Consider the following 18,070-nt stretch of genomic DNA (forward strand, 5'->3'; position numbering starts at 1 on the left):
GTCCTGAGTGGCGGCGCCGGGCGAAGTGGCAGTGCCGGGCACGGTCGCGTGGCCGGGCGTGGTGGCGGCAACCGGGGCGGCGCTGCCGGTGGCAGGCGGGGCGGCGCCACCAGGCGCAGCGGCGGCGGCAGGCCGGGTGTGGCCACCCGACGAAGTGGCCCGGCCGGGCGCAGTGGCGCCAGCCGGAGTGGCAGCGGCGGCCGGGGCTGCGCCAGCCGCAGTGCCACCAACCGGAGTCGCGCCGCTAGGCGGAGCACCCGGCGTGCTGGCGCGGGCGGGGGGCGTGGCGGTGCCGCCGGAAGCGGCTTCGGGGCTGGGCGTCATCGGCAGTCCCTTCCCGTCGTCGGGAGCGTGGCGGAACGATCAAAACCTTTACTAAGTCTGGGACGGTAGAGGATCCCGCTCGCCGGCGCCAGAAGTAATCAAAGGTTTTATCGTTTTGTGTAGCTGTGACTCCGGTCACCGACGCTACGCCCGCCGCCCCGCCCACGCACAGAAACCGGACGCCAGGCAGATTGCCTCAGGAACCCTTGCGCAACCGGTCGTCGATCAGCGCGCCTTCCGCGGGGGTCGGGGACTCGCCCTGCACGGCGATGCCCAGCGCCTCCGCGAGATCCCGCCACCGCACGTCGATCGCCGCCTCGACGAGCGTCGCGAACTCCTCCAGCGACACCCGCGCCCGGCGCCACGCCACCACGAACGCCACGACCGCGACGACCACCGCCGGCCACCAGAACACGCCGACCACCAGGTAGAGCACCGCCCACCCGGCGAGGGCGCACGCGTCGTCGAACCTGGCTCTCGCGTTGCGCACCGGCGCGTGGAACTCCTCGGACGTGAGCAGCCAGATCCGCGGCCACGCGAGCGCCGCGCTGAACCAGTACTGCGCCCGGACCCGCACCTCGACCAGCCGGAGCCGGTCGGACAACCACGTCGGCCTCGCGGGCAGGTATGCCGCGACGGGCTCGGCGCCCCGCTTCTTCGCCGCCTCCACCGCGCGGGCACGCCGCAACCTCGGCGCGAGCAATGCCCGTTCCCGCAACCAGAATCGCCGCACCGCCGTGCCCAGACCGCGCGCGAGCGTGCCCGCCACGCCCGCTCCCACGACCACGACCGCCACCTCCACCGCGAGCCGGACCTGTTTGCGGCCCGCGCCGCGCTCCGCCGCCGACGCGAGCCGGTCCACGTCGAACGCGTGCGCGTGGCCGAGCACCCACCCGCTCACGGCGATCGCGGCCAGCAGCAGGCCCGGCAGCAGGATCTGGGTGAACCAGCGGGCGGCGACCCGCTTGCCCGCCTCGGTGAGGAACGAGACCATCAGCGGCCCGGCACCATCGGCACGTCGAACGCCGCGCAGCCCGGCACGTGCCCGTGCTCGTCACGGCCCGCCGTGCGGGAGCACCGCTGCCGCGGGCAGCGGTAGGCGCCCGCGCCCACGGACGTCACCGGTGGCGAGCCGGGTAGTCCGGCGATCGCGGCCCCGGGCGGTTCGGCCCACGAGCGCACGCCGCCCGCGGGCTCGGTGTCCAGCCACTTCCGGCACGCCGAAACCGCCGACCCGCCGTCGCGCACGCGCGCGATCTCGCGGTCCAGCCGCGCGGCGGCACCCGTCCGCGCCGCCTCCTCCCGCAGCCGCGGCAGGTTCTCGCACCACCTCGCCAGCGCAGCGTCCTCCCGCACCTCCACCTCCCGTCCGGGGACTTATGTTGACGGATCCCGTGACGGAACGCACCCGTAACCGGCAAAGTGGACGGGTGCGTTCGCATCGCGAGGGGATCAAGCGGGAACTCGACGGCAGGCTGCGCCGGTACCTCGCCGGGGAAACCGGCGCCGCCGCGGATCCCGACGGGCTGGAAACGGCGCTGGCGGGGGTGACCGAAGCGGGCTCCCCCGACTACATCGACGTGATGACCCTCCTCGGCAGCCTCCGGCTGTGCCGCGAAGGACTGCTGCGCCCCGGCCAGGCCCCGCCGGACATCCGGGAGGTCGCGCGGCTGCTGGCGCCGGTCACCCAGGCCGCGCCCGCGACCTTCACCACCCTGCTGCTCATCACGGTCCAGGCGATCGCCGGACTGCCGGGCTACGACCGGCCGGAACGGCTGGGCGGCAAGGCGCTCAACCTCGCCGACCACGGGATGTCACGCGGGGACCCGGCGGTGCTGCGGCAGGCGATCGACCTGTTCGAGCAGGCGCTGGCGGCCGCGACGATCGACCACCCCGGCCGCGGCGACCTGCTGACCAGTGCCTGCTCGTGCTGGATCAGCATGTACGAGCTGACCCGCGACCCCGCCGCCGTCGACGAGGCCGTGCGCACGGGCCTGGCCGCCGCGGAACTGACCGCCGGGGAGAGCCACGGCACCGCGTTGAACAACCTCGGCGCCGCGCTGCGGCTGCGCCACGACCTGACCGGCGACCCCGGCGACCTCGACCGCGCGATCGACCTCTTCGAGAAGGCGATCCCCCGCACCCCGCGCGACCACGTGGAATGGCCGGTGCGCAACCACAACCTCGGGTACGCGCTGGGCCTGCGCTACCACGCCGCGGGCCGCCACCAGGACCTCGACCGCGCGATCGACTCCGTGCGCAAGGCCGCCGAAGCGGTGGGGCCGCACCGCCCGCAGCGTGCGGAGTACATCGGCGACCTCGCCTACTTCCACTGGCTGCGCCACCAGGCGACCGGTGACCGGGCCGATGTCGCCCAGGCCGCGAGGCTGTTCGAGGTGGTCGCGACGACGTCCCCCGACCCGGAGCGCCGGGACATGGCGGCGCAGTACCTGCGGGCGGCCCAGGACGCGCTGCGCTGATGTCCGACCGGGTGCGCGAGGAGGCGCTGGCGGATTACTGGCGTGCGGCGGACGCGGGTTACGCGGCGGACTACGCCGCCACGGTCCCGCTGCTGCGCCACGCCGTCGCGGTGACCCCGCTGGAGCACCCGCGGGGCGTGGAGTGCCGGCTGGCGCTGGCCACCGCGCTCACCGCCGCCTTCTCCGGGAACGCCGCCGTGGAGGCGCTCGACGAGGCGGTCACCGCGCTCACCGAGGTGGCGCGCGCCCTGCCCCGCGGCGACCCGGACCGCAAGGTCGCGCTGGTCAACCTCAGCGGGGCGCTCAACCGCCGGTTCGGCTACCTCGGCGAGCCCGCCGACCTCCGCCGCACGGTGGACGTGCTCCGGGAAGCGCTGACCGGCGAACCCTACGACTCGGTGCTGCTGGGCAACCTGTGTGCCGCGCTGGAGAACCGCTACCGGCACACCATGGACCCGGCAGACCTGGACGAGGCGATCGACGCGGGCGAACGCGCCGTCGAGTTCTGCCCGCCCGGGGCCGGACACTACGCGCACGTGGTGCACAACCTGGGGCTGGCACTGGTGCAGCGGTACCGGCTGCACGGCACGGTCGCGGACCTCGACGAGGGGATCACCCTGCTCCGCCGGGCGGCGGAGCTGCTGCCGCCGGACGTGGCCGAGCGGATCCCCGCGCTCAACGCGCTCGCCCGCGCCTGCCGGGACCGGTTCGAGAAGTCCGGGGACCCGGCCGACCTGGACGAGGCGATCGACATCGGCCGCTTCCTCCTGCGGAACACCGGCGAGCTGCCCTACCTCGCCGCGGACGTGGCGGCCGGGCTCGGCATCTGCCTGCACCTGCGCGCGGAGAGCACCGGCAGCGAGTCCGACTCCGCGGAGGCCGTGGCGGTGCTGCGCGCCGCCAGGGACGGGACCGGGCCGATCCGGATGCGGCTGCTCGCCGCGACGCTGGCCGCGCTCTACCAGAGCGGCCGCGGTCCCCTCGCCGACGCGCTGGAGGACTACGCGGCCGCGGTCGACCTGCTGCCGCTGCTCGTGTGGCGCGGCCTCGACCGCGAGCGCCACGAGCAGCTCCTGCGCGAGTACGCGGGGCTGCCGTCCGAAGTGGCCGCAGCCGCGATCGCGGCCGGGCAGCCGGAGCGGGCGGTCGAGCTGCTGGAACAGAGCCGCGGGGTGCTGTGGAGCCAGTTGTTCGAAACCCGGACGGACATCGCCGCGCTGGCCGATGCCCATCCGGGCCTGGCCGACCGGCTCGACGCCCTGCGGACCCGGCTCGACCCGCCGAGCCCCGACCCCGACGAACGCCGTCGCCTCGCCCGCGAGTGGGACGAGCTGCTGGCGACCGTGCGGGACCTCGACGGGTTCGGGAACTTCCTGCGCCCCGCGCCCTTCCGCGAACTGCGGCAGGCCACTGTGGACGGTCCGGTCGTGCTCGTCAACGCCAACCGGTTCCGCTGCGACGCGCTCATCGCGACGAGCGACGGTGTGACGGTCCTGCCCTTGCCCGGCCTGGACGCCACCGCCGCCGGACAGTGGACCTACCGGTGCCTGGAAGCGGTTTCCGAGCCCGTCCGCGGTGGCCCGGCGCGGCAGGCGGTGCTCGCGTGCCTGGAGTGGCTGTGGGACGCCGTCGGTGGCCCGGTCACGGAGTTCCTCGGCTGCCGGCCCGGCGGCCGGACGAGGATCTGGTGGTCGGCGACGGGCCCGCTGAGCGCGCTTCCGTTGCACGCGGCGGGATACCACGATCCCGACGACGGCCGTCCGGGCGACTCGGTGCTCGAGCGGGCGGTGTCCTCGTACACGCCGAGCCTGCGCAGCCTCATCCACGCCCGGCGCCCCGAGGACGGGACGGCCCCGCCACGTCTGCTGGTGACGGCGGTGCCCGACGCGCCGGGTGCGGACCCGCTGCCCGGCGCCGCCGAGGAGGCCGCCCGGCTCGCCGCGCTCCACCCCGGCACCGTGCTGACCGGTCCGGCGGCGACGAGAACCGCTGTCGTGCGCGAACTCCCGGCGCACCCGTACGTCCACTTCGCGTGCCACGGCGACCAGGACCTGTCCGCGCCCAGCGGTAACGCGCTCCACCTGTACGACGGGCCGTTGCGGCTGGCCGACCTCGTCGCGCTCGACCTGCGGGACGCCCAGGTCGCCGTGTTGTCCGCGTGCCGCACCGCGCTGGGCGGAGCGGGGCTGTTCGACGAGGCGATCCACCTCGGGGCGGCGTTCCAGCTGATCGGCTACCGCGACGTCGTCGCGACCCTGTGGCCGGTCCACGACCTGACCGCACCGGAGGTCGCGGCCGCGGTGTGGCGCGATCCGCGGCACCCGGCCGAAGCGGTGCACGAGGCCGTACTCGCCCTGCGCGACCGGTACTGGCACGACCCGGTGGCGTGGGCGGCCTTCGCGCACCTGGGGCGCTGACCCTCAAGCAGCCGCTGTGAGGTGCGCCTTCGCCGCCGCCCGGAACGCGGGCAGCAGGGGGTTCGGATCGGCCGCCCGCGTCGCCACCACCACCCGGCAGGGCTCGGCGTCCTCGACCGGGATGGCCACCAGGTCCGGGCGCAGGGCTAGCCGCCGGTCACCGGCGGGCAGCAGGCCGCTCGCGCGCCCCTCCGCGACGCGCTCCAGCTTGTCCTCGATGCTCTCGACGACCGTCACGTCCTCGGGCGGTGTGAAGGCCGCGCCGGTCTGCCTGCACGTCACGAGCCCCTCGCCGACGAGGTCGTCCAGCCAGACCGACTCCTTGCCCGCCAGCCGGTGGAACGCGGGCACGACCAGCACGAACGGCTCCTCGTAGAGCACCGTCACCTGGACCTGCGCGGCGGGCAGCGCCATCGGCAGCCGCGCGACGAGCGCGTCCACCTCGTGTTCGAGCAGCGCGCCGGCGGCGTGCCAGTCGAGGTGGCGCGCCGTGATCCGCGCGCCGGGGTGGCGGTGCCGCAGCTCCCGCACCACCGGCGTCACGACGAAGTCCTCGATGTAGCCGATGGTGAGCGTGGGCCGCGGGGCGGCCGCGCGGGCGGCGAGGGTGGCCTCGCGGGCGGTGTGCAGCAGCGCCCGCGCCTGCGGGAGGAACGCCCGGCCCGCGTCGGTGAGACTGCTGCCCTGGGGGCCGCGGTCGAGCAGGCGGACGCCCAGCAGGTCCTCCAGCCGCTGGATCTGGCGGCTGAGCGAGGGCTGCGCGAGGTGCAGCGCGGTCGCGGCGCGGCCGAAGTTCTCGTGCTCCGCGACGACCGTGAAGTACCGCACCAGCCGGAGATCGAGATCGGGAACGTCAGGCACAGCACCAGGGTACGCGTCATACCGATCGGCTATGGCGTCCTGCGGAACAGGTCTTGGACAGCCGCCCCGGGTTCGCCTTGACTGGGAAATACCAGAACGAACCGGAGAGGTTTCAGCACAATGGGGAAGTACGACGGAAAGAATGTGGTGATCATCGGCGGGAGCAGCGGGTTCGGTTTCCACACGGCCGAGCTGCTCGTCGCCGCAGGCGCACGGGTGCTGATCACCGGGCGCACCGAGTCCACTTTGGAGGATGCCGCGAAAAGGCTGGGAGACAAGGCGATCGCCGTCCGCAGTGACAGCTCGTCGATGACCGACATCGACGAGCTGGCCGACCGGGTGAAAACCGAGTTCGGCACGATCGACGCGTTGTTCCTCAACGCGGGGATCACCGGTTTCTCGGCTTTCGAGGAAACCCCGGAACAGCTGTACGACGAAATACTGGCCGTCAACACCAAGGGCCCGTATTTCACGGCGCAGAAACTGGCCCCGCTGCTGGCGCCCGGCGGCGGTGTGGTGCTGACGACGTCCGTGGCCAACGTCCGGGGCCTGCCGATGCTCAGCGTGTACGCCGCCAGCAAGGCGGCGCTGCGCTCGCTGACCCGCAGCCTCGCGCAGGAGCTGCTGCCCCGCGGCGTCCGGGTCAACGCGGTCAGCCCCGGCCCCATCGAGACCGGCATCCTCGACAAGACCCTGCCGAAGGAGGCCGCCGACCAGACCAGGGAGGACATGACCACGCGCAACCCGATGCGGCGCTTCGGCGACCCGGCCGAAGTGGCGAAGGCGGTGCTGTTCCTGGCTTTCGACGCCACCTACACGACGGGCGCGGAGCTGCCCGTGGACGGCGGCGCCTCACAGCTCTGACGGCCGCACCGAAGGGGACGGCGGCCCGCCGTCCCCTCCCCCGGCGTCACGACTCGCCCAGCACCTTCGCCAGGTTGTCGAGTTCGTTGCCCCGGCCCTGCACCAGCCGCTCGGTCCACACGGCGTCGTGCAGGGGTTCCATCGTCATCGTGACCTCGACGCCCTCGGCGGTGGGGCGCAGCTCGACCTCGGTGAGCGCCTCGTACGGCTCGACGCCGGGCACGAAGTCGACCAGCGACGTGTAGCACAGCCGGCTCACCGGCGTGACCTCGGTGAACGTCTTGCGCGACGGCGTTTCCAGCGGCAGCCCGGCGCTCTTCATGAACTCGACCTGCTCCGGGGCGGTGGCGATCATCGTGTAGGCCAGGGTGCCGCCGGGGCGCAGGTCGAGCTCGTCGACGCGGACGGTGAAGCCGTCCGGGGCCCACCACCGCTGGATGCCTTCGGCGGTCGTCCACAGCTCCCACACGCGCTCGGCGGGGGCGGGGTAGCTGCGCTCGATGCGGATCGGCGAGGTGCTGGTCATGTCGTGCTCCTTGGGTTCGGCAACCGTGTCATCCCCTACGACGCACGCCGGCGCGATCACTCATCGGCAGGGTGAGCGGCAGGCCGAACGCGGGCAGCAGGTGCGGCTCGAAGGTGGTGATCTCGGCGACGTGCCCGTTCTCGACCCGCAGCACGTCGAGCAGCTGGGCGCGGTACACGGCGGTGCCCGGCCGCCGCACGTACCCGGCCGCGGCGGGCATGCGGTTGGCCGAGGTCGGCAGGTACCGCCACTCGCCGAAGTACCGCGGCGAGCCCGGGTCGAACACCGGCCCGACCTGGCGGATGATCGCGTCGCGGCCGGTGAACCACACCGGGTTCGGCGGCATCGTGAGCACGGCGTCGGCGCTCAGCAGCTCGGCCATCGCGGACACGTCGGCGTGCTCGGCGGCCGCCATGTACCGGCGGAGCGTCTCGCGTTCCTCCGCGCCGGCCTGCCCCAGGCTCCAGTCGGCGCGCCTGCCGGGCAGCCGTTCCCGCAGCGTGGGCCGGGCGCGCTGCAACGCGCTGTTGACGGCGGGGACGGTCATGCCGAGCAGCTTCGCGGTTTCGTCGGCGGGCCAGTCGAGCACGTCCCGCAGGATCAGCACGGCCCGCTGCCGGGGTGGCAGGAACTGGATCGCGGCCAGGAAAACCAGCTCGATCGTCTCCCGCGACACGGCGGCCACGTCCGGGTCCGCCTCGTCGGGATAGGGCTGCAACCAGGGGAAACGGGCCGGTGGCTCGCCGTCTCCGGAGTCGATGCCCGGCACCGGCTCGTACTGCAGTGGCCTGCGTTGGGCGCGGCGGAGGAAGTCGAGGCAGGCGTTGGTGGCGACGCGGTACAGCCAGGACCGCACCGAATCGAGGTCTTCGAGGTCGTCGCGGTGGCGCCACGCCTTGAGCAGCGTCTCCTGGACCAGGTCGTCGGCGTCGTCGTACGAGCCGGTCATCCGGTAGCAGTGCACGCGCAGCTCACCCCGGTGCGGCTCGACCAGCCCGGCGAACGCGATCTCGTCCAGGCCCGGCGATTCCGTAACGGCGTCGGGCGTGACGTTTTCGGCCGCTAGCCGCGCGATCCGCCGCAGGCGCCCCACCTGGGTGGACAGGGTGCTGACGTCCTCGTAGAACGTGCCGGGCGGCCGGAGCGCCAGCCCCTTGACCCGCCGCTCGATCTCGGCGACGAGTCCGGTGACGGCCTCCTCCCCGGAGGGCGACCGGCGCGTCCGGTAGGCCCGCTGACGGCACGCGCCCGAGCAGTAGACCGCACCCCGGCCACGCCCGCGACGAGGCAGCGGCTTGCCGCACACCGCGCAGTCCCCGGCCACCCCGTCCGCCTTCCGTCACCCCGCCTCGCGTTACGCAATTCCTACCCGGTGGCGGGCGCGGTGGCTACCCCTTTGGCTGGGGAGGAGGGTGTCGCATTCCGTCACTCCGGCGCCGCGTTACGCAATGCGCGCCCGGGCGGTGGCTACCCCCTTGGCCGGGGACGAGGGTTTCCGCCGCACGACGGGCGCGACCCGGCGTTACGCAACTCGCGCCTGGGCGCTGGCTACCTCCACACCGCGGACGGCGGCTTCTCTCGCACGGCGCCGCTTCGGTGGTGGCGCCGTGCCCTGCATGTCCCAGGCGTCACCCCGCCTCGCGTTACGCAACTCCCACCTGGTGGGCGATGGCTATCCTCTTGGTCGCGGACGGGGGTTCCGCCGCACGACGGGCGCGACCCCGCGTTACGCAACTCCCACCTGCGGGCGGCTACCCCCACACCGCGGACGGCGGCTTCTCTCACACGGCGCCGCTTCGGTGGTGGCGACTTGCCCTGCATGCCCCAGCCGTCACCCCGGCGCCGCGTTACGCAACTCCCGGCCGGGCGGTGGCTACCCCCTTGGCCGCCGACAAGGGTTCTGCATTCCGTCACCCCACCCCGCGTTACGCAACTCCTACCCCCACACCGCGGACGGCAGCTCCCGCCGGACGACGGGCATCACCTCCGCCGCGAACAACTCCAGCACGTCCCTGGCCTCGCCGGCGCCGAGGCCGTCCACGGACACCGCCTGCACCTGGTGCCCGAACGAGGCGTGGTAGTCGGCGATCTTGTCGATCACCTGCTGCGGGCTGCCGACGAGCGCCGAGCCACCCGCGATCTTCTCCTCCAGCGTCGTGAACTCCGACCGGTTGTGCTGGTACGCCGGGGTCTTCACGAGCGCCTCGAAGTGCGGCCGGAACCCGTCCACCGCCTCCTGGGACGTCTTCGCCACGTACAGCCCGCCCGCACCCGAGCCGACGAGCGCATCCGCCGGGTCGCGGCCGTAGTCCACCCAGCGGCGGCGGTAGTGGTCGATCAGCTCGGCGTACTTCCGCTTGGGGTGGAAACCGTTGGCGGTGAACAGCGGGTCACCCCACTTGGCCGCCAGCTCGGTGGACTCGGTGCTCGACGCGCTGCCGTGCCAGATCCGCGGCCGCGCGGTGAACGGCCGCGGCTGGGTGGTCACCGCGTCCAGCGGCGGCCGGAACCGGCCCGACCACGTCACCTCCTCCTCGTACCACAGCCGCCGCAGCAGCTCGAACTTCTCCTCCTGGTACTCCCACTGCCGCGCCTCCTCCAGCCCGAACAGCGGGAAGTGCCGGGGATCGTTGCCCTTGCCGATCATCAGCTCCAGCCGCCCGCCCGACAGCTGGTCCACCGTCGCGTAGTCCTCGGCGACGCGGACCGGGTCCAGCACGCTGATCACCGTCAGCGTGGTCAGCAGCCGCACGCGTGCCGTGCGTTCCGCGACGGCCGCGAGCAGCACCGGCGGGGCGGAAGACAGGAACGGCTCACCGTGCCGCTCCCCCACCCCGTACGCGTCGAACCCCAGCTCCTCCGCGAACACGGCCTCGTCGATCACGCGCCGCAACCGCTCGTGCTGGCTGCCGCCGCCGTAGTGCGCGACGAGCGAGAACAAGGCGAACTTCACGCCACCTCCTTCGCCCGTCCCGGGATCGCCGCGAGCAGTTCCTTCGTGTACTCGTGCGAGGGCCGGTGCAGGACTTCGTCCGCAGGGCCGTACTCGACGAGCTTCCCCGCACGCAACACCCCCACGCTGTCAGCGATCTGCCGCACCACGGCGAGGTCGTGCGAGATGAACAGGTACGCCAACCCCAGCTCGTCCTGCAGGCGCACCAGCAGGTCGAGGATCTGCGCCTGCACCGAAACGTCCAAAGCGGACACCGGTTCGTCGCACACCACCAGGTCCGGCCGCAACGCCAGCGCCCGCGCGATCGCGACGCGCTGCCGCTGCCCGCCGGACAGTTCCGCGGGTTTGCGCTTGAGCATGCTCGACGGCAGCGCGACCTGGTCCAGCAACGCCGCGTCACCGCGCCCGCCCGCCTTGAACGCCCGCAGCGGTTCGGTCACCAGGTCGGCGATCGTCAGCTTCGGGTTCAGCGCCGCGTACGGGTTCTGGTAGACCAGCTGCATCCGCCGCCGCAGCCGCCGCAACGCCTCGCCCCGCAGGCCGGTGACGTCCTGCCCGTCGAACCGGATCGTCCCGGCGCCCGGGGTTTCCAGCCGCAGCAGCAGGCGCGCGGTGGTGGACTTGCCGGAGCCGGACTCGCCGACCAGCGCCAGAGTCCGCCCGCGAGCGAGGGAAAACGACACGTCGTCCACCGCCCGCACCGGGCCGAAGTCCTTGCGCAGTCCCGAAACCTCGACCAGCGGCTCTCCCTCGGCACGCCGCGGGCGCAGTGGTTCGGCGGACAGGCTGGGCGCCGCGGACAGCAGCTGCCGCGTGTAGGCGTGCCCCGGGGTGGCCAGCAGTTCCGCGCTCGGCGCGCGTTCGACGACCACCCCCTGTGACATCACCGCGATCTCGTCGGCCCGGTCGGCGGCGACGCCCAGGTCGTGGGTGATGAGCAGCAGCGCGAGGTTCTCCTCGGAGGCCAGCTGTTGCAGGTGGTCGAGGATGCGGCGCTGCACGGTCACGTCGAGTGCGCTCGTCGGCTCGTCCGCGACGACCAGCCGCGGCCTGCCCGCGAGCGCCGCCGCGATCAGCACCCGCTGGCGCAGCCCACCGGACAGCTCGTGCGGGTACTGCCGCGCCCGCAGCGCCGGGTCGTCGATCCCCGCGCGGTGCAGCAGATCCGCGGCTTCGGCAGGCGCACTGCGGCGGGTCGCCAGCCCGTGCACCAGCAGGGTTTCCGCGACCTGGTCGCCCACGCGCTTCACGGGGTCCAGCGACACGCCGGGGTCCTGCGGGATCAACGCGATCCGCCGCCCGCGCACCTGCCGCCACGCCTTCTCGGACAGCCCGGTCAGCTCCTGCCCGTCGAAGGTGATCGACCCGCGCTCCAGGCGGCCGCCCTTCGGCAACAGCCCGAGCACCGCGTGCGCGGTGGTGCTCTTGCCCGAGCCCGACTCGCCGACCACGGCGAGGCACTGTCCACTCCGGACGGACAAGTCGACCCCGCGCACCGCGGGCACCGTACCGCCGCGCACCCGGTAGGACACCGCGAGGTCCTTGACCACGAGCAGGTCAGTCATGCCGTTCTCCCTCCAGGGCACGGGAAACGCGGTTCGCGGACAGCACCACCGCGGCGATCACCAGCCCGGGCAGCGTGGTCATCCACCACGCGCTCGCGAGGTACGCGCGCCCGCCCGCGACGAGCGAGCCCCACTCCGGCGTGGGTGGCGCCGCGCCGTAGCCGAGGAAGCTCAGCGCGGAGATCTCCAGCACCGCGGTGCCGAACGTCAGCACGGCCAGCACGATCACGGGCCCGGCCGCGTTGGGCAGGATGTGCCGGGTCAGCACCCCGAACCAGCGCACCCCGCCCGCGCGGGCCGCCTCGACGTAGACGCTGCCCCGCACACGCAGGACCTCCGCACGCATGAGCCGCGCGAAGTGCGCCACGTTCGCCACGCCCACGGCGATCGCGACCTTCGTCGTGCCGAACCCCAGCCCGGTGACCAGCGCCAGCGACAGCAGGATCGGCGGCACGGCGAGCAGCACGTCCATCACGCGCATCAGCACCGAGTCGAGCCAGCCGCCACGGGCACCCGCGACGAGCCCGAGCACCGACCCGGCGACCAGCGCGATGAGCACCGCGGAAACCGTGGCCCGCAGGGAAAGCGCGGCCCCGTGCACCACGCGCGCGAACACGTCGCGCCCGGTCTCGTCGGTGCCGAACAGGTGCGCACCCGACGGGGCCTGGAGTTTCTGCCGCGGCACCCCGGCGAGCGGGTCGTAGGAGGTGAACAGGTCCGGCGCGAGCGCCCACGCCACCACGACGACGAGCACCAGCACCGCCAGCACCAGCCCGGGCCGCCGCAGCACGAACCCGGCGCGGGCGCGCACCGCGAGTACGTCAGCCATGGACCAGCTCCTTCCCGGCCCGCGCCACCGGATCCCGCCGCACCCGCGGGTCGAGCAGCGGGTACAGCAGGTCGACGGCGAGGTTCACCACGACGAAGAAGAACGCGGCGAGCACGATCACGGCCTGCACGACGGGGATGTCCTGCCCGGTGACCGCCGAGGTGGTGATGCGCCCGACCCCGTCACGCGAGAACACGGTCTCCGTCACCACCGAGCCCGCGAGCAGCTGTCCGGCGACCACGCCGACCATCGTCAGCACGGGCATCGCGGCGTTGCGCAAGGCGTGTCCGAAGTGGACACGGGACCGGGAAGCGCCCTTGGCCCGCACCGTCTCGACGTACGGCTCGGCGAGCTGCGTGCGCAGGCTCTTCGCCAGCACCTGCCCGATCACCGCTCCCGTCGGCAGGGAGATCGTCAGCGCGGGCAGGATCACCGACGCGAACCCCTGGTTGCCCAGCGCGGGCAGGAGCCGCAGCTGGAACGAGAAGATCTGCACCAGCACCAGGCCCACCCAGAACACCGGCAGCGAGATGCCCAGCGGTGGCAGTGAAAGCAGCAGCGTGCCCAGCCAGCGCGCCCGCGTGTACGTGCCCGCGAGCGCGGCCCCGCCACCGAGCACGACCGCCAGCACGAGCCCGAGCCCGGCCACCGCGAGTGTCGGCGGCAACGCGGCCACCACCATGTGCGTGGCGCTGTCACCCGTCGCGATGGACCGGCCGAAGTCGCCGTGCAGCGCCGACAGCAAGCGCTTTCCGTACTGCACCGGCCACGGGTCGTCCAGCCCGTACTCGGCACGCGCCTGCGCCAGCTGCGCACCCGTCACGGTCGCCGCCGCCTCACCACCGCCGAGTTTCGCCAGCACGGCGTCACCCGGCAGCAGGTACAGCAGGACGAACGACAGCGTGAACGCCGCCCACAGCACGACGAGCGCCTGCCCGGCCCGCCGCAGCAGGTAGCCGGTCACGAGCCCGACACCCACGTGTCGAACAGCTGCAGCCGCGACGACGCCTCGAACCCGATCGCGTGCGCCTGCGGCCCGAACGCGACCACCTGGGTCAGCTCGAACACCGGGATGGCGTAGGCGTGCTCGACGACCAGCCGCTGCGCCTGCTCCGCCGCCGGCTTCCGCACCGCGGGATCGAGCGCGGCCGCCTGCGCGTCCAGCTGGGCGTCGAGCGGGTTGCCCGCTGCCAGCTTGCTGCGGTTGCCCGCCTTGGTGGAGAAGATGTTGCGCAGGATGTCCGGGTCGGCGCGGGTCACGTTGTACCAGAGGAACTCGTAGTTCCCCGCCTGCTGCAGCTGCGTCGTCTCGGCGGTGGTGTGCAGCTCGATGCGCAGGTCGAAGCCGATCTTGCGGAGCTGCTGCTGGATCAGCTCCAGCACGCTCTGGTTCTGGTTGAACACCGGCGAGAAGATGACCGCCGCGGACAGCCGCTGCCCGTTCTTGACGCGGATGCCGTCCGGCCCGGGGACCCAGCCCGCGGCGTCGAGCAGCTGCGTGGCGCGGGACGGGTTGTACGCCAGTTCCGGCGAAAGGTCGGTGTACAGCGGGGTCGTCGTGGCGAGGATGCTGGTAGCGGGCTTGTAGTTCGGGCTCAGGACGGTGTCGACGACCTCCTGCCGGTTGATCCCGGCGCTCACCGCCTGCCGCACGGCCTCGTCCGTCAGCACGCCGCGCGTGGTGTTGGCGTGCAGGTTGAACACGATGCCCGGGTTGGGCCGCGTCTGCTCGCCGAAACCGCCGCCCTGGAACTGCGCCTCGTCGACCGGCTGCACCTCGGTGGTCGCCGACAGCTGCCCCGACAGCAGGCTGCCCGTGCGCACACCCGGTTCCGGCACGATCTTGTAGTCGATCGCGTCGAGGTACGCCTCGCCCTGGTGCTGCCACAGCGAGGAGCCCCACGCGTAGCCCTTGCGCTTGCTCAGCACGACGTCCGAGTTCTGCTTGAAGCTGGTGAACACGAACGGCCCGGAGCCGATCAGCCCGTCCCCCTGGCAGCGCTGGTCAGGGGTCTTCGCGTAGGCGGCCGGGGCGAGCACGCCGAGCGACATCGTCGAGCTGGCCTGCAGGAACTGCGCGCTGGGGACGGAGAAGTCCAGCCGCACGGTCTGCGGGTCCACGACGGCCGCTCCCCGGTACGCGGCCAGGTACCCCGAGCCCAGCGCCGCCTTGACGCCCAGCGCCTTGATGCCGTCGAAGCTGGTCTTGACGGCCGCGGCGTCGACCGGGGTGCCGTCGGAGAACGTCGCACCGGGGCGCAGGTGGAACGTGAAGCTCGTGGCGTCCGCGTTGACCTGCCAGGTGTCGGCGAGCCACGGCTTGATCTCGCCGGTCCGCGGGTCCTGGTCGGTGAGCGAATCGACGAGCTGCCGCCCCACGTTGAGGCTCGCGTTCGTGCTGGCCTGCTGCGGGTCCAGGCAGTCGGGGTTCGAGCCGACGGCGAGCGTCAGCGTGCCGCCGGGCCGGGGCGGCCCGGCGTCGGTGCTGCTCGCGCCCGCCGAGCAGGCGGCCGCGAGCAGCACAGGGACGGCGGCGAGAGGCAGGAGACGGGATGCGGATCGGAGGGACACACGATCACGCTAAAACGCGGGAGGGCCTTCCGGACGACTTCCCAGATACTGAAATCCGCTGTCCACAGTGGACGTCCCGGCTCAGCCGGCCGCGGGTAGCGGCTCCTCCGCCCAGCAGCTCCGGTAGGCGGCCTCGAAGGCGTCGAGGGTGTGCCCGATCTCATGACGCGAGACCAGCTCGCGGCCCGCCCTGCCCATCGCGGTCGCCGTGGCCGGGCTGCCGAGGACCTCCCCGATGGCCGCGGCCAGCCGGGGCACGTCGCCGGGCGGGTACCGGAACCCGGTGACCCCGTCCCTGACCAGGTGCGGCAGGGCGACCGCGTCGGCGGCCACCACCGGCAGTCCCGCCGCCATCGCCTCCATCGTGGCGAGGCTCTGCAGCTCGGCGGTGCCCGGCATGCAGAACAGGTCGGCCTCGCGGTAGGCGTGCGCGAGTTCGGCGTCGGACACGAACCCGCGGAAGCGGACCCGGTCCGCGACTCCCAGCTCCCGGGCGAGCGCGGTCAGCGCCAGGCGGCAGCCGCCGTCGCCGACGATCTCCGCCCGCACGTCCGGCAGCACGGCCACCGCCCTGATCAGCTCGTCCACGTTCTTCTCCGCGTCGAGGCGCCCGACGAACAGCACCGTCTTCCCGGCGGTCTCGTGCGGCGGGTAGTGCGCGAGGTCGATCCCGCACGAGATCGCGAGCGGGCTGCCCGGCATGCCGTGGGTGGTCAGCAGGTCCACCGCACGCGGCGTCGGCGCGGTGACGACCTGTGCCGCGCCGAACACCCGCACGAGATCACGCCACGCCCACCGCACCACCGGCCCGCGCAGCGCGCGCGGCACCGGCACGTACCCCAGCAGGTTCTCCGGCATGAAGTGGTTCGTGGCCACCACCGGGATCCCCTGCCTGCGGGCGGCCCGCAGCACCGCGCGGCCGACCGGGAAGTGGGACTGGACGTGGACCACGTCGGGCCGGACCCGCCGCAGCACCGCCTCCGCCTCGCGGATCGCGCGCCACGGCGGGCTCACGCGGAACGTCGGGTGGAACGGGGTGCGCACCGAGGACACCGGGTGCCGCGTGATGCCACGGGCCCCGATCGGCACCGCGGTCGCGGGGCTGACCACGTGCACGTCGTGCCCGCGCCCGGCCAGGCCCTGCGCGAGCCGCCCGGCGAAGTTCGCCGCGCCGTTGATGTCCGGCGGGAACGTGTCCGCGCCGATGAGGATCTTCAGCCCGTCGCCGTGCGGCATGCGGGTTCCTTTCTGTGGAGGGGTTTCTTTCGCGAGCACGAGCACACCGGTGACGGAGAGGGCCGCGAAGGCCGCCAGTGCGACCGCCTGCCCCGGTGCCAGCACCGCCGACTCGCCGTAGAGCCAGAGCCCGACGGCGACGCCGGTGATGGGGTCGACGACCGTCGTGGCACCCACGACGACCGCCGGGGAGCCGCTGTCGTAGGCGCGGTGCACCAGCCAGCCGCCCAGCAGGATCAGCACCGCGGATTCGGCGGCAGGCCACAGCGCGAAGTCCTGGGTGGCGGCCCTGATGAGTGCGGAGCCGAGTCCGAAAAGGACGGCCGCGGCCGTGGCGAGCAGCAGGCAACGCAGCCGCCCTCTGACGGCGACGGCGAGGCCGGCGAGCACGAGCGCGCCCAGCACCGGCGCCTGCACGCCCACGGGGTCCACGTCGGCCGACGCGGCGGTCGACGTGGCGGCGACGAGGACGAACCCTGCCGTGCCGACGCACACCGCCAGCACCGCGGACAGCCGGGCGCGGCTGCTGAACACCACCGTGAGCACGAGGCTCAGCACGCCAATCGGCTGCACCACCGCCAGCGGCGCCAGCGCGAGCGCGACGACGTGCAGGCCGGCGCCGGTCGCCCCCAGCGCGGTCCCGGCGAGCCAGCGGCGCGACCGCATCAGGCGCGGGGACAGCCCGTGGCCGGTCTCGCGCACCGCACCGTGCTGTAGGGAAACCGAGGCGGCGAAACAGGAGGCCGCCGCCACGGCGAGCAGGATCGCGAGGACGATCATCGCGCCACCCGCCTGATCTCCAGCGCCAGCACGACGACCAGCAGCACCTGCGCGGCCAGCGCGATCCGCTCCAGCAGGCCCAGCGGCAGCCAGGGCAGGAACTGCGCGAGGCCGAAGAGCCCGCCGGTCACGAAGGTCACCAGCGCGCACCACCGGAGCCGCTCTGCGGTGATCGTCCACAGTGGATCTGCTGCCAGGGTCCTGGACAGCAGCCATGACGCGAAGGGGAGACAGGTCAGGAAGACCGCGCCGCCGAGCCGGTGGATGCTGCCGGAGGTGGTCGACACGTCCACAGTGGGGTTGGCGGGGAACACCGCCACGAGGGCCAGTCCGGCAATCCATAGTCTAAAAAGGATTATCGCTGACCTCGGCGGTACGACACCGGCGCGGCTCGCCCCGGCCAGGGTCGCGATCCCGCCCGCCATCAGCAACGCCACGGCCAGTACGAACAGCAACCCGTTGTGGAACACGTAGTCGCTGACCGGATCGGTGATCGGGTCGACGAGGCGGACCAGTGCGAAGTCCAGGTAGCCGACCACGAGCACCGCGCCGACGGCCGCGATCACGGCGAACTCGGCATGCGCTCTCGTCGTCACGGCACCGACGCTAAGGGATGTCTCGTAACCCGGTGGGCGGCTGGCCGGTCCGGTAGTTGATCATGTTG

16 protein-coding genes are annotated in these 18,070 nt (G+C 73.1%); 4 read left to right on the forward strand and 12 right to left on the reverse strand.

Features of this window, described 5'->3' with window-relative positions:
- A partial coding sequence (locus ABFX51_RS31980) for a hypothetical protein (protein WP_346055920.1) occupies positions 1-248 on the forward strand: 248 nt, incomplete at its 5' end.
- 272 nt (positions 249-520) lie between these two features.
- Here ABFX51_RS31980 and ABFX51_RS31985 read toward each other — a convergent pair.
- Positions 521-1,318: a hypothetical protein gene (locus ABFX51_RS31985; protein WP_346055922.1), complete on the reverse strand. Its 798-nt coding sequence runs from the start codon at positions 1,316-1,318 to the stop codon at positions 521-523.
- Positions 1,318-1,680 carry a hypothetical protein gene (locus ABFX51_RS31990; protein WP_346055923.1) on the reverse strand — a complete coding sequence of 121 codons (363 nt, stop codon included), beginning with the start codon at positions 1,678-1,680 and terminating at the stop codon, positions 1,318-1,320. Before ABFX51_RS31990 ends, ABFX51_RS31985 begins: the two co-directional genes overlap by 1 nt.
- Before the next feature lie 74 nt (positions 1,681-1,754).
- Here ABFX51_RS31990 and ABFX51_RS31995 point away from each other — a divergent pair, with 74 nt between their 5' ends.
- Positions 1,755-2,804, forward strand: a complete 1,050-nt coding sequence (locus tag ABFX51_RS31995; protein ID WP_346055925.1) for a hypothetical protein — start codon at positions 1,755-1,757, stop codon at positions 2,802-2,804.
- Complete coding sequence (locus ABFX51_RS32000) at positions 2,804-5,221, forward strand: CHAT domain-containing tetratricopeptide repeat protein (protein WP_091505445.1); 2,418 nt, start codon at positions 2,804-2,806, stop codon at positions 5,219-5,221. Before ABFX51_RS31995 ends, ABFX51_RS32000 begins: the two co-directional genes overlap by 1 nt.
- A gap of 3 nt (positions 5,222-5,224) precedes the next feature.
- On the opposite strand, the gene ABFX51_RS32005 is transcribed toward ABFX51_RS32000, so the two are convergent.
- A complete protein-coding gene (locus ABFX51_RS32005) occupies positions 5,225-6,082 on the reverse strand; it encodes a LysR family transcriptional regulator (RefSeq protein WP_091505446.1) in 858 nt (285 codons plus the stop codon).
- A 120-nt stretch (positions 6,083-6,202) separates the two neighbouring features.
- Here ABFX51_RS32005 and ABFX51_RS32010 point away from each other — a divergent pair, with 120 nt between their 5' ends.
- The gene (locus ABFX51_RS32010) at positions 6,203-6,946 is read left to right on the forward strand and encodes an SDR family oxidoreductase (RefSeq protein ID WP_091505447.1); all 744 of its coding nucleotides are present in this window, start codon (positions 6,203-6,205) and stop codon (positions 6,944-6,946) included.
- Positions 6,947-6,992: 46 nt separating this feature from the next.
- Here the strand turns inward: ABFX51_RS32010 and ABFX51_RS32015 are convergent, their stop codons facing one another.
- The 9 genes from ABFX51_RS32015 to ABFX51_RS32055 form a co-directional block, all read right to left on the reverse strand.
- Positions 6,993-7,472 (reverse strand): SRPBCC family protein, encoded by a 480-nt coding sequence (locus ABFX51_RS32015; protein WP_091505448.1) that lies wholly within the window; start codon positions 7,470-7,472, stop codon positions 6,993-6,995.
- 28 nt (positions 7,473-7,500) lie between these two features.
- The gene (locus ABFX51_RS32020; protein WP_346055926.1) at positions 7,501-8,796 is read right to left on the reverse strand and encodes an RNA polymerase subunit sigma-70; all 1,296 of its coding nucleotides are present in this window, start codon (positions 8,794-8,796) and stop codon (positions 7,501-7,503) included.
- 612 nt (positions 8,797-9,408) lie between these two features.
- A complete protein-coding gene (locus ABFX51_RS32025) occupies positions 9,409-10,425 on the reverse strand; it encodes an LLM class flavin-dependent oxidoreductase (protein WP_091505450.1) in 1,017 nt (338 codons plus the stop codon).
- The gene (locus tag ABFX51_RS32030) at positions 10,422-11,990 is read right to left on the reverse strand and encodes a dipeptide ABC transporter ATP-binding protein (RefSeq protein WP_346055927.1); all 1,569 of its coding nucleotides are present in this window, start codon (positions 11,988-11,990) and stop codon (positions 10,422-10,424) included. Before ABFX51_RS32030 ends, ABFX51_RS32025 begins: the two co-directional genes overlap by 4 nt.
- The gene (locus tag ABFX51_RS32035; protein ID WP_091505452.1) at positions 11,983-12,819 is read right to left on the reverse strand and encodes an ABC transporter permease; all 837 of its coding nucleotides are present in this window, start codon (positions 12,817-12,819) and stop codon (positions 11,983-11,985) included. The genes ABFX51_RS32030 and ABFX51_RS32035 overlap by 8 nt, the downstream gene beginning before the upstream one ends.
- Positions 12,812-13,783: an ABC transporter permease gene (locus tag ABFX51_RS32040; protein WP_091505642.1), complete on the reverse strand. Its 972-nt coding sequence runs from the start codon at positions 13,781-13,783 to the stop codon at positions 12,812-12,814. Before ABFX51_RS32040 ends, ABFX51_RS32035 begins: the two co-directional genes overlap by 8 nt.
- Positions 13,780-15,390, reverse strand: a complete 1,611-nt coding sequence (locus ABFX51_RS32045; protein ID WP_091505453.1) for an ABC transporter substrate-binding protein — start codon at positions 15,388-15,390, stop codon at positions 13,780-13,782. The genes ABFX51_RS32040 and ABFX51_RS32045 overlap by 4 nt, the downstream gene beginning before the upstream one ends.
- Before the next feature lie 81 nt (positions 15,391-15,471).
- The gene (locus tag ABFX51_RS32050; protein ID WP_346055928.1) at positions 15,472-17,406 is read right to left on the reverse strand and encodes a glycosyltransferase; all 1,935 of its coding nucleotides are present in this window, start codon (positions 17,404-17,406) and stop codon (positions 15,472-15,474) included.
- On the reverse strand, positions 17,403-18,002 hold the full coding sequence (locus ABFX51_RS32055) for a DUF998 domain-containing protein (RefSeq protein ID WP_346055929.1): 600 nt from the start codon (positions 18,000-18,002) through the stop codon (positions 17,403-17,405). Before ABFX51_RS32055 ends, ABFX51_RS32050 begins: the two co-directional genes overlap by 4 nt.
- Between the last annotated feature and the right edge of the window lie 68 nt (positions 18,003-18,070).

Source organism: Amycolatopsis dongchuanensis (assembly GCF_039542405.1).
In the GTDB taxonomy this organism is placed as follows: domain Bacteria; phylum Actinomycetota; class Actinomycetes; order Mycobacteriales; family Pseudonocardiaceae; genus Amycolatopsis_E; species Amycolatopsis_E sacchari.

What these genes read in the sequence shown, in the direction of transcription:
- ABFX51_RS31985 (WP_346055922.1), bottom strand. Translation starts at nt 1,318, where the DNA reads ATGGTCTCGTTCCTCACCGAGGCGGGCAAGCGGGTCGCCGCCCGCTGG.
- ABFX51_RS32000 (WP_091505445.1), top strand. Translation starts at nt 2,804, where the DNA reads ATGTCCGACCGGGTGCGCGAGGAGGCGCTGGCGGATTACTGGCGTGCG.
- ABFX51_RS32010 (WP_091505447.1), top strand. Translation starts at nt 6,203, where the DNA reads ATGGGGAAGTACGACGGAAAGAATGTGGTGATCATCGGCGGGAGCAGC.
- ABFX51_RS32015 (WP_091505448.1), bottom strand. Translation starts at nt 7,472, where the DNA reads ATGACCAGCACCTCGCCGATCCGCATCGAGCGCAGCTACCCCGCCCCC.
- ABFX51_RS32030 (WP_346055927.1), bottom strand. Translation starts at nt 11,990, where the DNA reads ATGACTGACCTGCTCGTGGTCAAGGACCTCGCGGTGTCCTACCGGGTG.
- ABFX51_RS32035 (WP_091505452.1), bottom strand. Translation starts at nt 12,819, where the DNA reads ATGGCTGACGTACTCGCGGTGCGCGCCCGCGCCGGGTTCGTGCTGCGG.
- ABFX51_RS32050 (WP_346055928.1), bottom strand. Translation starts at nt 17,406, where the DNA reads ATGATCGTCCTCGCGATCCTGCTCGCCGTGGCGGCGGCCTCCTGTTTC.